This window comes from Photobacterium lucens (assembly GCF_009873615.1).
In the GTDB taxonomy this organism is placed as follows: domain Bacteria; phylum Pseudomonadota; class Gammaproteobacteria; order Enterobacterales; family Vibrionaceae; genus Photobacterium; species Photobacterium lucens.
This window is the reverse complement of sequence record NZ_SSMG01000447.1, coordinates 1-15,499: the sequence shown is the minus strand read 5'-3', so window position 1 is coordinate 15,499 and position 15,499 is coordinate 1. Positions and strand designations below refer to the sequence as shown.

Here is a 15,499-nt window from a genome sequence, read left to right as displayed (position 1 = left end):
AAATTGCAGGGTTAAATAAAAATATAATTCGATTAGGTTTTAGCTACGGTGGAAAATATGTATAAATTATTATTTGTAGTCCCATTAGTTGTTACGTCTTTAAGTTCAATAGCACACGCTTCAACAGATAATCCATGGTATGTAGGTGCTCGCGCTGGTGCTAGCTTCCTAACCAATATGGATGACGCTGTTACTTCAGTGACTGAAATTCAAGATACAAATTTTGCAGGCGGTATTTTTGCTGGTTACCAAGTAACACCTTGGTTTGCATTAGAAACAGGTTACACGCATCTAGGTAATGCAAAATTAGATAACGGACAAGGAAGTTACGAAGCTCAAGGTGCAGATCTTGTGACTAAGTTTTCTTTCTCTGCAACTGACAGCTTAAATATTTATGCTAAAGCAGGTGCTTTTTACTACGACTGGAATGCTATTGGTTCTGGTGTGAAGAACAGTGATAATGGTTGGGCACCTACCGCAGGTGCAGGCCTCGAATACTTTATTAATAAAAACCTATCAACACGCCTTGAATACCAATATTACAACGATGTAGGTGGTCCTGATATTCATTTTGCAGGTATTGGTCTAGCGTATCACTGGGGAGCACCAGCTCCTGTTGTGGCACCAGAGCCTGTTTATGTTGATCAAGTAACAGTTACCACACTTGATGAACTAAAACTAACCGTTCCTTTTGCTTTTGATAGCAGCACAATCACTGCTGGTGATGCAGCAAAATTAGCACCTTTTGAACAACGTTTAAAAGATCAAGACGCAGCACAAATCTACGTTATTGGTCACACCGATAGCCGTGGTTCTGAAGCTTATAACCAAAAGCTTTCTGAAAAACGTGCCCAAGTTGTTGCAGATGCACTTCGTCAACACCTAAATGTAAGCGAAACACGCATTATCGCTCAAGGTCGTGGTGAATCAGATCCTGTTGCGTCAAACCAAACCGAAGAAGGTCGCGCACAAAACCGCCGTGTAGATATTATTTCTCCATCTATTGATGTTGAAACTATAACGCAAGTGATTGCTGAATAATTTATTCGCACATCCATTCAAATTTATCGCTTCATAAATAAGGAATAGATATGAAGATCAAACTATTATCAACAATCATTGCTGGCGTTATCCTTGCCGGTTGTGGTAGCGACAATAACAACAGTGTTACAACACCAGAGGTTAAAACATATACATTACAAGCTTTCGATGGTGCGATTAAGGGCATTGAAGGTACATTTAGTTGCGCCAACGGAGAATCTGGCAAAATTGCTAAAACAGATGGTTACGGTAACTCCATTGTATCCAATAATACACTAGCAACTGAACCAGAAACATGTACTGTTAAATTTAACCCAACACCTGGCGCTACTGACATGTCTAACAGTAAAGACATGTCAAATGTTAGCTACTCAATTCCAAAAGGATTGATGGTTGCAGGTCAAGCTGCTGCGGCAACACCGATTTCTTCTTTAATTGCAAAATATATGGAAGATAATCAAATTACAGAATGTGATGAATCTACAGCATCAGAAGTATTTACTTTATTAGATATAGATACTAGTAGCTTTGATATTAATGAATTCTTATTAACGCCAAAATCGGCATTAGATAAGCTTGCAACTGCTAACCCTGCAGTACATAAAGATCTACTTGCTAAAACATTTGTTCTATCTGATGTATTAACATCTCAAGATGGTAAAGAATCATCTATTGAAGATATGGCAACAGTAACAAAGAGAACAAGTGAAGCATTACTTGATGCACATCCAGATTTTCCTAAATCAGCAAATAATGGCATGCCAATTAATGAAAGTTTCGTAGATGACTTCAATGAAAGCTTTGAAGTGATTGCAGATCCTAAACAAGACTTACCAGCTTCATTAAAAGATAAAGTTGTTAATCCTAGTACTGGTACTGAAATTGATCCAGAAACAGGAAAACCAACTGGTGGTACTGGTGGTGGTACTGGTGGTGGTGACGGTTCATCAGGCGGCGGTACTGGTAACTGATCATTACTCTGAAAAAGTAAGGCACCTTCGGGTGCCTTTTGTTGTTTGTTTTATGTGCGATATTTATATCTTGTTACACGGAAGTCGATCATGAATTCACTCCCATCTCTGCATCATTCATTATTATCATTAAGTGTTTTGGCTGTACTTGCCTCACCACAGGTTCACGCTTCAGCTGTTGATATTCTTCCTTCAAGCCAAAGTTATACAGGCTTAATGTTTACCCCTAATGCCCAAGTGATAAAAACAGGAGATATTAGCCTTTCTTTCCACCAAGGTGTGCCCTATCGCCAATCTATCAGCCAGTTGGATAACTGGTTTGTAGCTACTGGCTTATTTCCTTACTTAGAAGTCGGTGGTCGTATCGTAACGAAAACATACGATACCAATCTGTATACTGAGAAAGATGGTGGAATTCGTGATTTATCCGCCTCTGCAAAATTTCAATTACCATACATTTATGACTTAACAGGTTTTAATATTGCTATTGGTGCACAAGATATCGGTGGTGCTGCCAATAACTTTGATACTAAATACATTGTGGCAGATAAAACCTTTGACGCATTATCACTACGTTTAAGTGGTGGTTATGGTAGCTCTGTGCTTGCCAATGGCATTATGGATGGACCTTTTGCTGGTGCTGAATGGCAACCACTTTCATTTATCCAACTAACAGCTGAATACGACGCCGCTGAATTTAATAGTAATGCAAAGCTATTTACACCACAGGGATTACTACCTTGGGGAAGCCAGTTAAGCCTTGATTACCAGTTATATACTGGTCATGAACGCAGCGAGCAAGATGTTTGGGGCGTTAATTTTTCTGTTCCTTTAATGGGTTATAACGACAATAAAGCTCTTGATCTTGCCACCAGCAAAAATGAGCAGTTAGCCCAAAAGGTAAATCAACAATTAGCCGAATCAAGTACTGCAAGCTTAGCAAACCTGATTGATGCTTTAAAAAATGAAGGCTTTGTTAATTTAAACCTTGGCTATCGCAATAATAAAATGGTGGTGGCATTAGAAAACCGTCGTTACAACCACAACCAAATGGATGGTGTTGGGGTTGCATTAGGTATTATTGCCAGCAAAGCAGGTGAAGGCGTATTTAGCGATCTGGCGGCATTGATCAAACAATCTGATGACACCGCTAAAGTTGCAAATACTCAAGATCAAAATATTGAATTGATTTTACTTACTAATGGCCTTCCAATGTTTACGGTGAACACCGAGAGCAAATGTTACCGTGAGTTCATTCAATCAGATGTACCTTGCGATCTATTAAGCTTTAACACGATTAGTGCAAAACCAAACTTTGACCAAACGACCTGGTTATACCAAACCATGAATAACGGTTTCGGGCGTAGCCAAGTCATTTTATCGCCAGCATTAAATCACCGCACAGCAACAGAATATGGTTTCTTCGATTATTCTTTAGCGCTTGCAGCGAACCTTTATACCCCATTATGGCAAGGTGCTGCCGTTGATCTACGTTACATGGTACCTATTGCCAATAGTGATGATTTTGACGAAGGTGGCTTATGGCACCAACAAGCATTTGAGAATAAATTAGATCGTGCACTTGTTCATCAAGCCTTCAAACTACCACAAAATATTATTACTCAATTTAGTGGTGGCTACATGATGGGTGGCTACTGGGGTGGTGTTAATGAAACACAGTGGTACTCACCGCAAGGCTCACACATGCTAGGTTTTGAAGTAAGCAAGTTTGTACCTAAAGATGAATATGATACTCGTAGTATAAAAATTGCTGATAAGCAAAGTTTAATCGCAAACTACACTTACTCTCTACCGGAATACAACTGGCAACTTGGTCTTCAAGCCGGTGAGTATTTCCAAGGAGATGTTGGTGCTCGTGTAACATCAAACCACTGGTTAGGTGATACAAAACTCAGCATTAACTACCTTACATCAAAAGCAAAAGGCAGTAGTGAATATGAAGACTTCGTCGCTGTTAGTATCGCTATTCCACTAACACCTTGGCGTGATATGAAGCCTGATTATGTTCAGGTTCGTGGTATTGATCAGTTTGTTTACTCATTGCAAACCCGTGTAGGTGAAAGTCACAATAACTTAAATACCGGATTAGGTGCGACATCAGATCTACAACACAATATTGTTCGTCAGTATGAAAACCGTGGTCGATTATCACCAGCCTACTTTAAAGCTAATATTCAACGTTTAAGAAATGCATATATTAAATATGTCAAAGTCACAGTAGAGTAAAAATAAAAAGGATGAGGTATAAACCTCATCCTTTCTTTTAATAACTGTTATTTACATTCGATTGATTACAGCTTCGCTGCCAATTCTACGCCTTGGCGAATAACCCGCTTAGCGTCCACTTCCCCCGCAACATCGGCGCCACCAATTACATGAACATTGCTCCCTTGATCAGCAAGTTTTTCAGATAACTCTTCAACAGATGTTTGCCCTGTACACAGCACAATATGATCTACAGGTAATAAACGAGATTGCCCCTCAACGGTAATATGTAATCCATCATCATCAATTTTGTCGTAGCTAACTCCACCGAGTAACTCAACACCACGTTTTTCAAGAGTGCGTCGATGGATCCAGCCCGTTGTTCTACCCGGACCTTTACCAACCTTGCCTGGTTTGCGCTGCATTAACCACACTTGACGAGGGCTAATGTAATCATCATGAGGTAATAAGCCACCTTCATTTTGAAGGGATTGATCGATCCCCCACTCTTCAAGCCATTGAGATAAATCTTGATTTTCTGGCTCTGTTAACATGGTTGAGACATCAACCCCAATGCCACCAGCACCAATAACAGCTACTTTATTACCAAGTTGCACTTTATCTCTGATCAACGTTTGATAATCGATAACCTTTGGATTATCAACACCAGGTATGGCTGGAATACGAGGTTTTACACCCGTAGCCACAATCACTTCATCATAGTTAATTAAATCTAGCTCTGTTACTGTAAACCCAAGCCTTACATTAACGCCTGTTTGTTCAAGTCGACGGGTAAAATAGCGAATGGTTTCTTTAAACTCTTCTTTACCCGGAATTTGCATCGCTAAATTAAATTGTCCGCCTACGTGATCATTTTTCTCAAACAAATCGACACTGAATCCCCGCTCAGCAGCAGCGACCGCACATGCCATACCAGCAGGACCGGCTCCAACAATCGCTACTTTTCGATTATGCGCTGTTAGTGTTAATACCAGTTCGGTCTCATAGCAGGCTTGAGGATTTACCAAGCAACTGGCACGTTTACCTACAAAAGCATGATCCAAGCACGCCTGATTACAACCAATACAGGTATTTATGTCATCAGCGCGATCTTGCTCTGCTTTGTTTACAAATTCAGGATCGGCAAGAAACGGCCTTGCCATCGATACCATATCAGCTTGTCCTGACGAGAGAATATCTTCAGCAACCTGTGGAGTGTTGATACGATTACAGGTCACTAAAGGAATAGAGACTTCATTTTTAAGCTTTTCTGTTACCCATGCAAATGCCGCCCTTGGGACTTGCGTTGCAATGGTTGGAATACGTGCTTCATGCCAACCAATACCTGTATTTAAAATAGTAACACCCGCTTTTTCAAGTGCTTTTGCTAACATCACTACTTCTTCATGGGTACTGCCTTGCTCGACTAAATCAAGCATAGAAAGGCGGAAGATAATAATAAAATCACGCCCTACTCGTGCGCGTACCGCTTTTACAATTTCAAGCGGGAAACGAATACGGTTTTCATAACTTCCGCCCCAGTCATCATAACGGCAATTAGAACGCTTACAGATAAACTGATTAATTAAATAGCCCTCAGATCCCATTAGCTCGACGCCATCGTAACCGGCTTCTCTTGCAAGCTCGGCACTTTTCGCAAACGCATCGATAGTTTTCAATATTTGACGCTCTGACATTTTACTTGGCGTAAATTTAGAGATTGGTGAGCGAATAGCCGATGCACTTACAGCAAAAGGTGACATGGCATAACGCCCAGCATGAAGCAATTGCAGGGCTATTTTTCCACCTTCTTGATGAACAGCATCGGTAATGGTTTTATGAGCACGTGCTGCACGTGATGAGCTAAATTCCGCACTGAAAGGATGAAGCCTGCCACGAAAATTAGGAGAGAAACCGCCTGTTACAATTAGCCCAACCCCACCACGAGCGCGAGCTGCATAAAAAGCAGCTAACTTTTTAAAACCGTCCCGTGATTCTTCTAGCCCAGTATGCATTGAGCCCATTAACACACGATTTCGTAGGGTAGTGAAACCAAGATCCAATGGCGCTAACAAATGAGGATATGCTTTATTGTCCATGGCTTTTGCTTCTCTTTATTATTATGGTCTGACCAGTATATTAATCTCACACCACCATTTCAAACATTTGTTTACATAAAATTAACAATATCACATTTCTTATGATTTATCGACCTTATTATCACCCCAATTTATTAAGGTTTCCCTTTAGATATAAAGACGTAATGGTAAAAGTACTGAAATTACAAGATGAGTGCGCTAGGATATGCCATAAGAATCACTATAGAGATCATTCATGAAAGCCATATTCAAAGGGATTGGAACGTTTTTCCAAGCGATCTGGAAGCTGATCAATTTCACCCGCAAGTTTGTTCTTAACCTCATTTTCTTAGTTATCGTCGGAGCGATCTTTTTTGCTCTAAGCAGTGACGATGATAGCGTTAATAAACCTGATGCATCTGCGCTTGTACTTGATTTATCAGGTCCAATCGTTGAACAGAAGAATTATGACAACCCATTAGATAGCGTTGTCAGTGATGTAATGGGTCAACCACCAGTTAAACAAAATGTACTGTTCGATATCGTTGAAGCCATTCGTACTGCTGCAACTGATAATTCAATTACAGGTCTTGTTTTAAACCTGAAAAACATGCCTGAAACCAGCTTGACTAAACTGCGTTATATCGCCAAAGCCATCCAAGAATTCAAAGCCTCTGGCAAACCCGTTTATGCTTACGGCGGTCACTACAGTCAAAGCCAATACTACCTAGCCAGTTATGCCGACAAAATTTTCATGTCACCTGACGGTGGAGTGATGTTAACAGGCTACGGCACTTATACTCTTTACTATAAGTCGCTCTTAGAAAAGTTAGATGTGACGACTCACGTATTCCGTGTTGGTACTTACAAATCCTTTGTTGAACCCTACATTCGTGACGGCATGTCAGCAGCAGCAAAAGAAGCAAACACCGTTTGGCTCGATCAATTATGGGCTGCTTATACTTCTGATGTTGCGAAAAACCGCAATATTGATTCAGCAACACTAACCCCTGAAATGGATAATTTCATTGAGCAATTAACGGCAGTAAAAGGTGACTTTGCCCAATTAAGCAAAAAAATGGGATTGGTCGATGAATTAGTGACGCGTCCACAATTGAGCCAAATCTTAATTAAAGCCTTTGGTGATAATGGTGAGCATGGCTTCAAACAAATCAGCTACTATGATTACTTATCTATGCTCGTTGATGACCAAGCGCCATCTAAAAACAAAGTCGCCGTCGTTGTCGCAAGTGGTGCTATCGTTGATGGTAAAAGCAGTCAAGGCACTGCAGGTGGCGATACTATTGCTGGATTACTACGCAAAGCCCGTTTTGATAAAGATGTAAAATCGGTGATCTTACGTGTTGATAGCCCAGGAGGTAGCGCATTTGCATCTGAAGTGATCCGCGACGAAGTAGACGCATTAAAAGAAGCCGGTAAACCAGTTGTTGTATCAATGTCGAGTGTCGCTGCATCTGGTGGTTACTGGATCTCATCTAGTGCAGATAAAATCATTGCTCAACCAACCACAATCACAGGCTCGATTGGTATCTTTGCGATTCTCACCACATTTGAGAAAAGCTTAGAGAAACTTGGTGTTTACAGCGATGGCGTAGGGACAACCCCATTTGCTGGTGTCGGTGTCACTCGTGCACTGACAGAAGATATCGGTAAAGTGTTCCAAATGGGTGTCGATAATGGCTATCAACGCTTTATTGGACTCGTTAGTAAATACCGTCATATGTCATTAGAGCAAGCCGATAAGATTGCTCAAGGTCGTGTATGGACAGGTAAAGATGCCAAAGAGCGTGGCTTAGTCGATGAATTAGGCGATTTTGATACCGCAATCACTGAAGCTGTCGCTTTAGCGAAAGTGGATAATTATCAACTCGTTTGGATGCAACAGCCACTATCGCCTATCCAACAATTCTTTAAAGAAATGTCAGGTGAAGTCAAAGCACAAGTGGTTGCAATGGTACTTGGCGATACCCCGAATGCATTAGCACCAGTGACAAAAGTTGCTAAGGATCTAACCTCTTTAAGTAACTTTAACGATCCAAATGGTCGTTACGCATTCTGTTTAAACTGCAGTACCGTTAACTAACCTTCTAGTCCAACACTGATATTGATAAAGCCCAACTTTTATGTTGGGCTTTTTATTTACGTATCATTTATAAGTTATTAACACTATAAATAACAATAAAATAAGCACACTTCACTGAGATCACATTTCAAAACAATAAATCAAACCACCAAAAAGGGTTAACTCGCATCTTCATGCAGTTTAAGTATAATGCGCACACCAACCGTTAACTCTGTGCTGAAAAATGGAAAGAAAACATATTTATATCGCCTACACTGGCGGCACCATTGGTATGCAAAAATCTGATCATGGATATATTCCTGTTGCTGGCTTTATGCAAAAGCAGTTAGAGAGCATGCCTGAATTCCATCGCCCAGAAATGCCTGAGTTCACTATTCATGAATACGCTCCATTAATCGATTCATCGGATATGACACCAGCGGATTGGCAACGCATTGCTGACGATATTAAAGATAACTACGACAAGTATGATGGATTCGTGATCCTACATGGTACTGATACCATGGCATACACAGCGTCAGCGTTATCTTTTATGTTCGAGAATTTAGATAAACCCGTGATTGTGACAGGCTCACAAATCCCACTGGTTGAACTTCGCTCTGATGGCCAAAGTAACCTGCTTAATGCACTCCATATTGCAGCGAACTACCCAATTAATGAAGTGACAGTATTCTTTAATAACCAATTGATCCGTGGTAACCGCAGTACCAAAGCACATGCCGATGGTTTCGGTGCGTTTATTTCACCTAATCTTCCGCCATTACTTGAAGCGGGCATTAACATTACGGTTAATAACGTCACTGAATTAAACAAAAAGCCAGAGGGTAAATTTAAAGTACACAATATTACGCCTCAACCTATTGGCGTGATCACCATGTACCCAGGGATCTCACCAGAAGTGATCCGTAATACATTACGTCAGCCCGTTAATGCAATGATCTTACTCACCTTTGGCGTGGGTAATGCCCCACAAAACAAAGAGTTATTAGAGCAATTAAAAGAAGCATCGGATCGTGGCGTGATTGTAATGAACCTGACGCAATGTCTATCAGGTAAAGTGAATATGGGTGGTTACGCCACAGGCTGTGCGCTGGCAGATGCTGGTGTATTAAGTGGTTATGATATGACACCAGAAGCCGCTCTAGCGAAGTTACACTTCTTATTAAGCCAAGATTTACCGTTAGAGACAATGCGTACGTTAATGCAGCAAGATCTCCGTGGTGAATTAACTCACTAAGCCATGTTTTTAAATAAAAAAGAGCCGTTGCGGCTCTTTTTTATTTCCATCAATTCTCAGAATAAAGACACCATTATTCCAAGATTTTCTAACCGAACTACACTTACAGCTAATATCATTGACTGTTCATGGGTTAGAAACGATTATGATTTTACATGGTGCATCCATTTCACCCTTTGTTCGAAAAATCATGCTAGCGCTAAATTACAAAGGGATACGCTATGAACTTCAGCCCCTCAACCCTTTCTTAGAAAAAGAGCTTGCTCATAAACGTCATCCAATGGGGAAAGTGCCAGTACTAGAACATGATGATATAACCGTTATCGATTCAACCGTGATTGCCCACTATCTTGATGATACATTCCCAGTCCCTCCGTTGTACCCAGGAGACGCCAAGCAACGAGCACAAATTCGCTGGTTTGAGGCCTATGCCAGTACCCGAGTCACTTCACTCATTGGTGGTGTTTTGTTTTATCAAAAAATTTTACGGGCAAAAATGCAGGATAAGCCCTGTGATGACGAAGCCGTTGAACAGTGCATTCACCACCACCTGCCTAATGTCTTAAATTATTTAGAAGAGCAGTTACCCGAAATCGATTATGTCGGAGATCATTTCTCAATGGCTGAGATTAGCTTATGGAGTATTTTCCGTTGCGGTTGGATGGCAGGGCTAAGGCTACAACCTCATTACCCTATCCTACATAGCTATTTACAGCGAATAGAACAAGAACCTTGGATTGCGAACTTTGTCGCAGAAGAAGATCATCAACTACAAAGTTTTTATTGTGAAGCGATGATCTTACCTAACCAACATGACAATGTTTAGCTTACAGATCGTCGTGCTCAAAACGTGCAATATCAGACGATGGCGCTAGTTCATCACCTTGTGTCGTTACAAATTCTCGTTTGAACTCAGCTTTGGTCTTAAATTTTATTTCTCCACCAGCAGCAACCGTCATATGCTGCGCTTCCGTATTGTATCGAGATTGGTACAGCATCACAGCCTGCATTGCAGAGTCTCGCTGAGCCGAAGTTAATGGCGTACCATCAGGCCATTTACCTGTTTCTACAGCAAATGACATTCGCTCATAGACTTCTGGTGTCATTGCTGCCAATAATTTAGACACATCCATTATTTCATCCTTCTGTTAACTTCCACACACAACATCAATGCATTGCTGTAGCTTATAAAACACGTAATCTCAGTCAATGCGATACTGTAAAACTGTAATAACGATCACATCTTGATAGTTTTATCTAAATAAATTCAACATATTAACGAGCGAGCGTCGATAACAACAAAATACACAGTTACTATTTACTACTACAAGTAACCCATGGATTGGATCACTTATGACGCATTCTTTATTCAGTACTCAACGTCGAAACAGAGTAATGCCCAAAGGGTTACCTCTCACGTTCAAAATGCTTACCGGGCTCAGTGTGGGTCTATTACTATCCGGTTGTTTTGAAAGACACCGAACCACAGATAGCCTGTGCGAAAGCTACCCTGATATTTGTACAGAGCTAAACGTCAATGATGGTCAATGCAGGATCCAACGCACAGCACTGATCTGGCAACGGTACGATGTACTTAAAAATCCTACCGTTCAAGAAAAATTTAAAGAATTAAAAGATACGCAAAATTACATTTTCTGCTTAGAGTACGCTGCACGTATCGAGCCAACAGAGCTCAAAGAGCGTAAAACCATTCGTATGAATGCACTCTATGACAGCTACAACAATGTCACTAGATTAAACAACGAGCTTGCTTCCTCCAATGATCCTGAAATCATTTACTATCGCTGGAGTCAAGGTGATATGAATGCACAAGCTCAATTTCTCAACCTTGAAGGAAAACCTGAACTAGAAACACCTGACCTACAGCTTGCTCTAGCTAGCTACTACATCAGCAAAGATAAAGATAAAACTTATCAACTCCTGCACCATGCACTATCTTTGTATAAGAAAAACGAAGTCGTGAACCAGGAAATTATTAAGTCACTCGCAACCTTATCTCAACAGAAAGAAAAACTACAAGAAGCCTATATTTGGGTATTAATAGCTAATGACATGAATATGCCTGTCGCAAAATCCCAAAAGATCGCTAACTTATTTTCATTAACAGAAGATGAACAGAATAGATTAAATAAAAAAGCTGCACATATTATAGAAAATTTAAGAAATGGTAATTACAAGCAAAATATGGTTAATTAAAAATTAATTGTAAAAATCAAATAATCCTATAATTAATAAAATATAACAGTTAACTATTAAATTTATTTAATATATTAAAGTAAAAACCACACATTTATTTTAGTGACGGAAAACCTTTATATATTACCGTCACTCATACGTTTTATTGATCAGCAAAAATCAAAGAAACAGAGTTAACGCAGTAACGCTCCCCTGTTGTTTTTGGTCCGTCCGTAAAAACATGCCCCAAATGACTATCACAATGCTTACAGCGAATTTCTATGCGATTCATACCATGACTATTATCTTCAAGGTAAGTAATGCAATCATCATTGATAGGTGCATCAAAACTAGGCCAACCACAGCCTGAGTCATATTTATTAGCCGAAGAGAACAACGGGGTATCACAACAGATACATGAATAAATACCCGTTTTATGATTATGAAGGAGTGTGCCACTAAAAGGAGGTTCGGTTGCTTGCTGCCGACAGACCTGATAAGCCTCTGCTGATAATTTCTCTTGCCAGTATGCGTCAGATTTATTTTTCATGGCACCTTTCCTTCTTTCCCTCAATATTATTTTGCAAAATATATTTTTTATTTATAGAGACTGTAACACATAACACCACTTTAAAATTTCACAGTTTTAAAAAAACGGTCTAATGTAATTCTCGGCAGTATTAAGTATGAGAATTTATAGCGGTGTTAAATTAAACAACATTTGTATGATTTACCGTCGTTGTAGTCGAAATGTAAATAAAATCCGATCTTTTTTTTGACTTTAAGCAATTTAAACGATTTTTTTGCTTGCAGGGTCACGTAGGATTATGTAATTTTACTACCAGTTATCTTTCATTAGAAATTAAGTTGTGGAGCAACTGTAATGACAATTAAAGTAGGTATTAACGGTTTCGGCCGTATCGGTCGTTTTGTTTTCCGTGCAGCGCAAGAGCGCAACGACATTGAAGTTGTTGGTATCAACGACCTTATCGATGTTGACTACATGGCATACATGCTTAAGTACGATTCAACTCACGGCCGTTTCAACGGTACTGTTGAAGTTGAAGGCGGTAACCTAATCGTTAACGGTAAAACTGTTCGCGTAACTGCTGAGCGTAACCCAGAAGATCTTAAGTGGGATGCAATCAACGTTGACGTTGTAGCTGAAGCAACTGGTCTTTTCCTAACTGACGAGACTGCTCGTAAGCACATCACTGCTGGTGCTAAGAAAGTTGTTCTTACTGGTCCTTCAAAAGACGCAACTCCAATGTTCGTAATGGGTGTTAACCAAGACACTTACGCTGGTCAAGACATCGTTTCTAACGCTTCTTGTACTACTAACTGTCTAGCGCCTATCGCTAAAGTTCTTAACGACAAGTTCGGTATCGAATCTGGTCTTATGACTACAGTTCACGCAACTACAGCTACTCAGAAGACTGTTGACGGTCCTTCTGCTAAAGACTGGCGTGGCGGTCGTGGTGCTTCTCAGAACATCATCCCATCATCAACTGGTGCAGCTAAAGCTGTAGGTGTTGTTCTTCCTGAGCTAAACGGCAAACTAACTGGTATGGCTTTCCGCGTACCAACTGCTAACGTTTCTGTAGTTGACCTAACTGTTAACCTTAAGAACGGCGCATCTTACGAAGCTATCTGTGCAGCAATGAAAGAAGCTTCTGAAGGCGAACTAAAAGGCGTTCTAGGTTACACTGAAGATCAAGTTGTTTCTCAAGACTTCATCGGCGAAACTCAAACTTCAGTATTCGATGCTAAAGCTGGTATCGCTCTAACTGATAACTTCGTTAAAGTTGTATCTTGGTACGACAACGAAATCGGTTACTCAAACAAAGTTCTAGACCTAATCGCTCACATCTCTAAGTAATGTAAGCATTAGCTAGCTTTCTTTGAAAGCCAATAAAAAGGCGGCGCATTAAGCGGCGCCTTTTTTGTATCTAAAACACTGTATTTAAGTTTAAGAAAATTTCGATGCTAATCATCGAGTTAATTTAGATGCGCTAAACAACAAAAAGCGTATGATAGTAACAGTTTAAATGCTCTTCTTGGTAAATCTTCACAACTTTAACAAATAAGTTTTCATACCTTTTGATATTTTAGAAATAAAAATAAGTACCTATCCTTTTATCTTCCAATCACCATAGCTAAACGAATAGGCACTTTGAATTTTAAACATTTAAGGAACGAAGATGAATTTACGTCAACTTTCTACTGTTAACGCATTGTCTGATCATGTCACGGTATGTGAATACCAAGGGATTAATATTATTCGGGTTATTCACCCACTAGCAGAAGCTGGTATTTCACTTCATGGCGGCCACTTAATTTGGTTTAAGCCTACCGATGAAAAAGATCTTATTTGGTTAAGTGAAAACGCTATCTTTGATCCAGCCAAAGCGATCCGAGGGGGGATTCCTGTTTGCTGGCCTTGGTTTGGTCAAGCAGGTACACCATCTCATGGCTTCGCGCGTACATCTCAATGGACACTACTTGAACATCGTGAAAATGAACATGGTGTAATTGTAAGTCTACAACTTGAAGATAATGACGATACACGTGCAATTTGGCCATATAAGTTCAACAACGTGCTAACCTTTGAAATCGGTCGAGAACTGAAAGTAAGCCTAACGTCAACCAACACAGATAGCCAACCTTGGTCTTACAGTGGTGCTCTTCACACCTACTTTGATATTGCTGACATTAACAATGTAGAAATTACAGGAATGGGACCAAGCTTCCTTGATAGCACCCAGCAAGGAAAAGCATGCAATGGTGATGATGTACTGACATTCTCTGGTGAAACCGATCGCGTATACAACCAACCAGAAGCAACCATTACGATTAATGATAAAAACAATCAACGTAATATTTTAGTGACTAATGAAGGTAACAATGCTGCTGTGATTTGGAATCCGTGGCAAGAGTTATCAATCAACATGGCTGATATGGCAGATAACAGTTTTGAAACCATGGTTTGTGTGGAATCTACTATCCATACGCCGAGTATTGAACTAGCACCAGGTCAGTCGCATACATTAGCGACTACAGTAGCTACCAAGTAATCACTTCTTAAGCCACGAGTTACTGTTGAGCTCGTGGCTTATGCATACATTTTTGCTGTTGCTTCAATTAATACCCAGCCATTGCCATCAGGATCGTTAAAAGTGGCAAATTTCCCCCCCACTAAATTAACAATACTCGACAATAACACCCCTCTTTGTTTTAGCTCATTATAAGTTGATTGAATATCATCAGTCTGAACAACCAATCCTTGTACTGTTCCTGCTTCCATCCCCCCAAATGGCATCACTAAGCTGATCGTTGTTTCTGCACCTCTTGGCGCTAACTGCAACCAACGTTTGTGATTGTTCGTGCTATGATCACGGATCAACTCAAACCCAAGTGCATCACGATAAAACTTCAAGGCTTGGTTTTGATCTGATACCGGAATCGAAACAGTATCGACACGCGAAATTGTCATGGAAGCACCTACCTATCCAATTTTGATAATGACCTTATTTCAGCTTATGACAGTCTAGAAATTTCGCTCAAAAAAAAACGGCATGACTCAAAACCACAAATTTTTTCTCAATAATGGTTCTCAAATCGCGATATTTTCAAAAAAGACAAATAA

General features: G+C 40.1%; 13 protein-coding genes. 9 read left to right on the top strand and 4 right to left on the bottom strand.

Annotated elements, in window-relative coordinates:
• Nucleotides 1-57 precede the first annotated feature (57 nt).
• The 3 genes from E5A76_RS18350 to E5A76_RS18340 all read left to right on the top strand — a co-directional run bounded on the left by E5A76_RS18350 (nucleotide 58) and on the right by E5A76_RS18340 (nucleotide 4,259).
• Nucleotides 58-1,041, top strand: coding sequence for an OmpA family protein (locus tag E5A76_RS18350; RefSeq protein ID WP_161119802.1), 984 nt, complete (start codon nucleotides 58-60; stop codon nucleotides 1,039-1,041).
• 50 nt (nucleotides 1,042-1,091) lie between these two features.
• On the top strand, nucleotides 1,092-2,012 hold the full coding sequence (locus E5A76_RS18345; RefSeq protein WP_161119801.1) for a hypothetical protein: 921 nt from the start codon (nucleotides 1,092-1,094) through the stop codon (nucleotides 2,010-2,012).
• Between the two features lie 90 nt (nucleotides 2,013-2,102).
• Nucleotides 2,103-4,259 carry a YjbH domain-containing protein gene (locus E5A76_RS18340; RefSeq protein ID WP_161119800.1) on the top strand — a complete coding sequence of 719 codons (2,157 nt, stop codon included), beginning with the start codon at nucleotides 2,103-2,105 and terminating at the stop codon, nucleotides 4,257-4,259.
• Nucleotides 4,260-4,324: 65 nt separating this feature from the next.
• Here the strand turns inward: E5A76_RS18340 and E5A76_RS18335 are convergent, their stop codons facing one another.
• A complete protein-coding gene (locus E5A76_RS18335) occupies nucleotides 4,325-6,337 on the bottom strand; it encodes an NADPH-dependent 2,4-dienoyl-CoA reductase (protein ID WP_161119799.1) in 2,013 nt (670 codons plus the stop codon).
• Nucleotides 6,338-6,572: 235 nt separating this feature from the next.
• On the opposite strand from E5A76_RS18335, the gene sppA reads away from it, so the two are divergent.
• From sppA to E5A76_RS18320, 3 genes are all read left to right on the top strand, one after another.
• Nucleotides 6,573-8,420 (top strand): signal peptide peptidase SppA, encoded by a 1,848-nt coding sequence (gene sppA / locus E5A76_RS18330; RefSeq protein ID WP_161119798.1) that lies wholly within the window; start codon nucleotides 6,573-6,575, stop codon nucleotides 8,418-8,420.
• 223 nt (nucleotides 8,421-8,643) lie between these two features.
• Nucleotides 8,644-9,657, top strand: a complete 1,014-nt coding sequence (ansA, locus tag E5A76_RS18325; RefSeq protein ID WP_053987035.1) for an asparaginase — start codon at nucleotides 8,644-8,646, stop codon at nucleotides 9,655-9,657.
• Between the two features lie 145 nt (nucleotides 9,658-9,802).
• Nucleotides 9,803-10,483 (top strand): glutathione S-transferase family protein, encoded by a 681-nt coding sequence (locus tag E5A76_RS18320; protein WP_161119797.1) that lies wholly within the window; start codon nucleotides 9,803-9,805, stop codon nucleotides 10,481-10,483.
• Between the two features lies 1 nt (nucleotide 10,484).
• Here E5A76_RS18320 and E5A76_RS18315 read toward each other — a convergent pair whose 3' ends face one another.
• Nucleotides 10,485-10,790, bottom strand: coding sequence for a YeaC family protein (locus E5A76_RS18315; protein WP_161119796.1), 306 nt, complete (start codon nucleotides 10,788-10,790; stop codon nucleotides 10,485-10,487).
• Between the two features lie 220 nt (nucleotides 10,791-11,010).
• On the opposite strand from E5A76_RS18315, the gene E5A76_RS18310 reads away from it, so the two are divergent.
• Nucleotides 11,011-11,874: a DUF2989 domain-containing protein gene (locus E5A76_RS18310; RefSeq protein WP_316247349.1), complete on the top strand. Its 864-nt coding sequence runs from the start codon at nucleotides 11,011-11,013 to the stop codon at nucleotides 11,872-11,874.
• Nucleotides 11,875-12,016: 142 nt separating this feature from the next.
• Here E5A76_RS18310 and msrB read toward each other — a convergent pair whose 3' ends face one another.
• On the bottom strand, nucleotides 12,017-12,403 hold the full coding sequence (gene msrB, locus E5A76_RS18305; RefSeq protein ID WP_161119795.1) for a peptide-methionine (R)-S-oxide reductase MsrB: 387 nt from the start codon (nucleotides 12,401-12,403) through the stop codon (nucleotides 12,017-12,019).
• A 333-nt stretch (nucleotides 12,404-12,736) separates the two neighbouring features.
• Here msrB and gap point away from each other — a divergent pair, with 333 nt between their 5' ends.
• On the top strand, nucleotides 12,737-13,732 hold the full coding sequence (gap, locus tag E5A76_RS18300) for a type I glyceraldehyde-3-phosphate dehydrogenase (RefSeq protein ID WP_053987039.1): 996 nt from the start codon (nucleotides 12,737-12,739) through the stop codon (nucleotides 13,730-13,732).
• A gap of 322 nt (nucleotides 13,733-14,054) precedes the next feature.
• Nucleotides 14,055-14,927: a D-hexose-6-phosphate mutarotase gene (locus tag E5A76_RS18295; RefSeq protein WP_161119794.1), complete on the top strand. Its 873-nt coding sequence runs from the start codon at nucleotides 14,055-14,057 to the stop codon at nucleotides 14,925-14,927.
• Nucleotides 14,928-14,965: 38 nt separating this feature from the next.
• Here E5A76_RS18295 and E5A76_RS18290 read toward each other — a convergent pair whose 3' ends face one another.
• The gene (locus E5A76_RS18290; RefSeq protein WP_053987041.1) at nucleotides 14,966-15,346 is read right to left on the bottom strand and encodes a VOC family protein; all 381 of its coding nucleotides are present in this window, start codon (nucleotides 15,344-15,346) and stop codon (nucleotides 14,966-14,968) included.
• Nucleotides 15,347-15,499: the final 153 nt, after the last annotated feature.

Excerpts from the sequence above, each read along its gene's own strand:
- E5A76_RS18350 (WP_161119802.1), top strand. The coding sequence starts at position 58 with ATGTATAAATTATTATTTGTAGTCCCATTAGTTGTTACGTCTTTAAGT.
- E5A76_RS18345 (WP_161119801.1), top strand. The coding sequence starts at position 1,092 with ATGAAGATCAAACTATTATCAACAATCATTGCTGGCGTTATCCTTGCC.
- E5A76_RS18340 (WP_161119800.1), top strand. The coding sequence starts at position 2,103 with ATGAATTCACTCCCATCTCTGCATCATTCATTATTATCATTAAGTGTT.
- E5A76_RS18335 (WP_161119799.1), bottom strand. The coding sequence starts at position 6,337 with ATGGACAATAAAGCATATCCTCATTTGTTAGCGCCATTGGATCTTGGT.
- sppA (WP_161119798.1), top strand. The coding sequence starts at position 6,573 with ATGAAAGCCATATTCAAAGGGATTGGAACGTTTTTCCAAGCGATCTGG.
- ansA (WP_053987035.1), top strand. The coding sequence starts at position 8,644 with ATGGAAAGAAAACATATTTATATCGCCTACACTGGCGGCACCATTGGT.
- E5A76_RS18320 (WP_161119797.1), top strand. The coding sequence starts at position 9,803 with ATGATTTTACATGGTGCATCCATTTCACCCTTTGTTCGAAAAATCATG.
- E5A76_RS18315 (WP_161119796.1), bottom strand. The coding sequence starts at position 10,790 with ATGGATGTGTCTAAATTATTGGCAGCAATGACACCAGAAGTCTATGAG.
- E5A76_RS18310 (WP_316247349.1), top strand. The coding sequence starts at position 11,011 with ATGACGCATTCTTTATTCAGTACTCAACGTCGAAACAGAGTAATGCCC.
- msrB (WP_161119795.1), bottom strand. The coding sequence starts at position 12,403 with ATGAAAAATAAATCTGACGCATACTGGCAAGAGAAATTATCAGCAGAG.
- gap (WP_053987039.1), top strand. The coding sequence starts at position 12,737 with ATGACAATTAAAGTAGGTATTAACGGTTTCGGCCGTATCGGTCGTTTT.
- E5A76_RS18295 (WP_161119794.1), top strand. The coding sequence starts at position 14,055 with ATGAATTTACGTCAACTTTCTACTGTTAACGCATTGTCTGATCATGTC.
- E5A76_RS18290 (WP_053987041.1), bottom strand. The coding sequence starts at position 15,346 with ATGACAATTTCGCGTGTCGATACTGTTTCGATTCCGGTATCAGATCAA.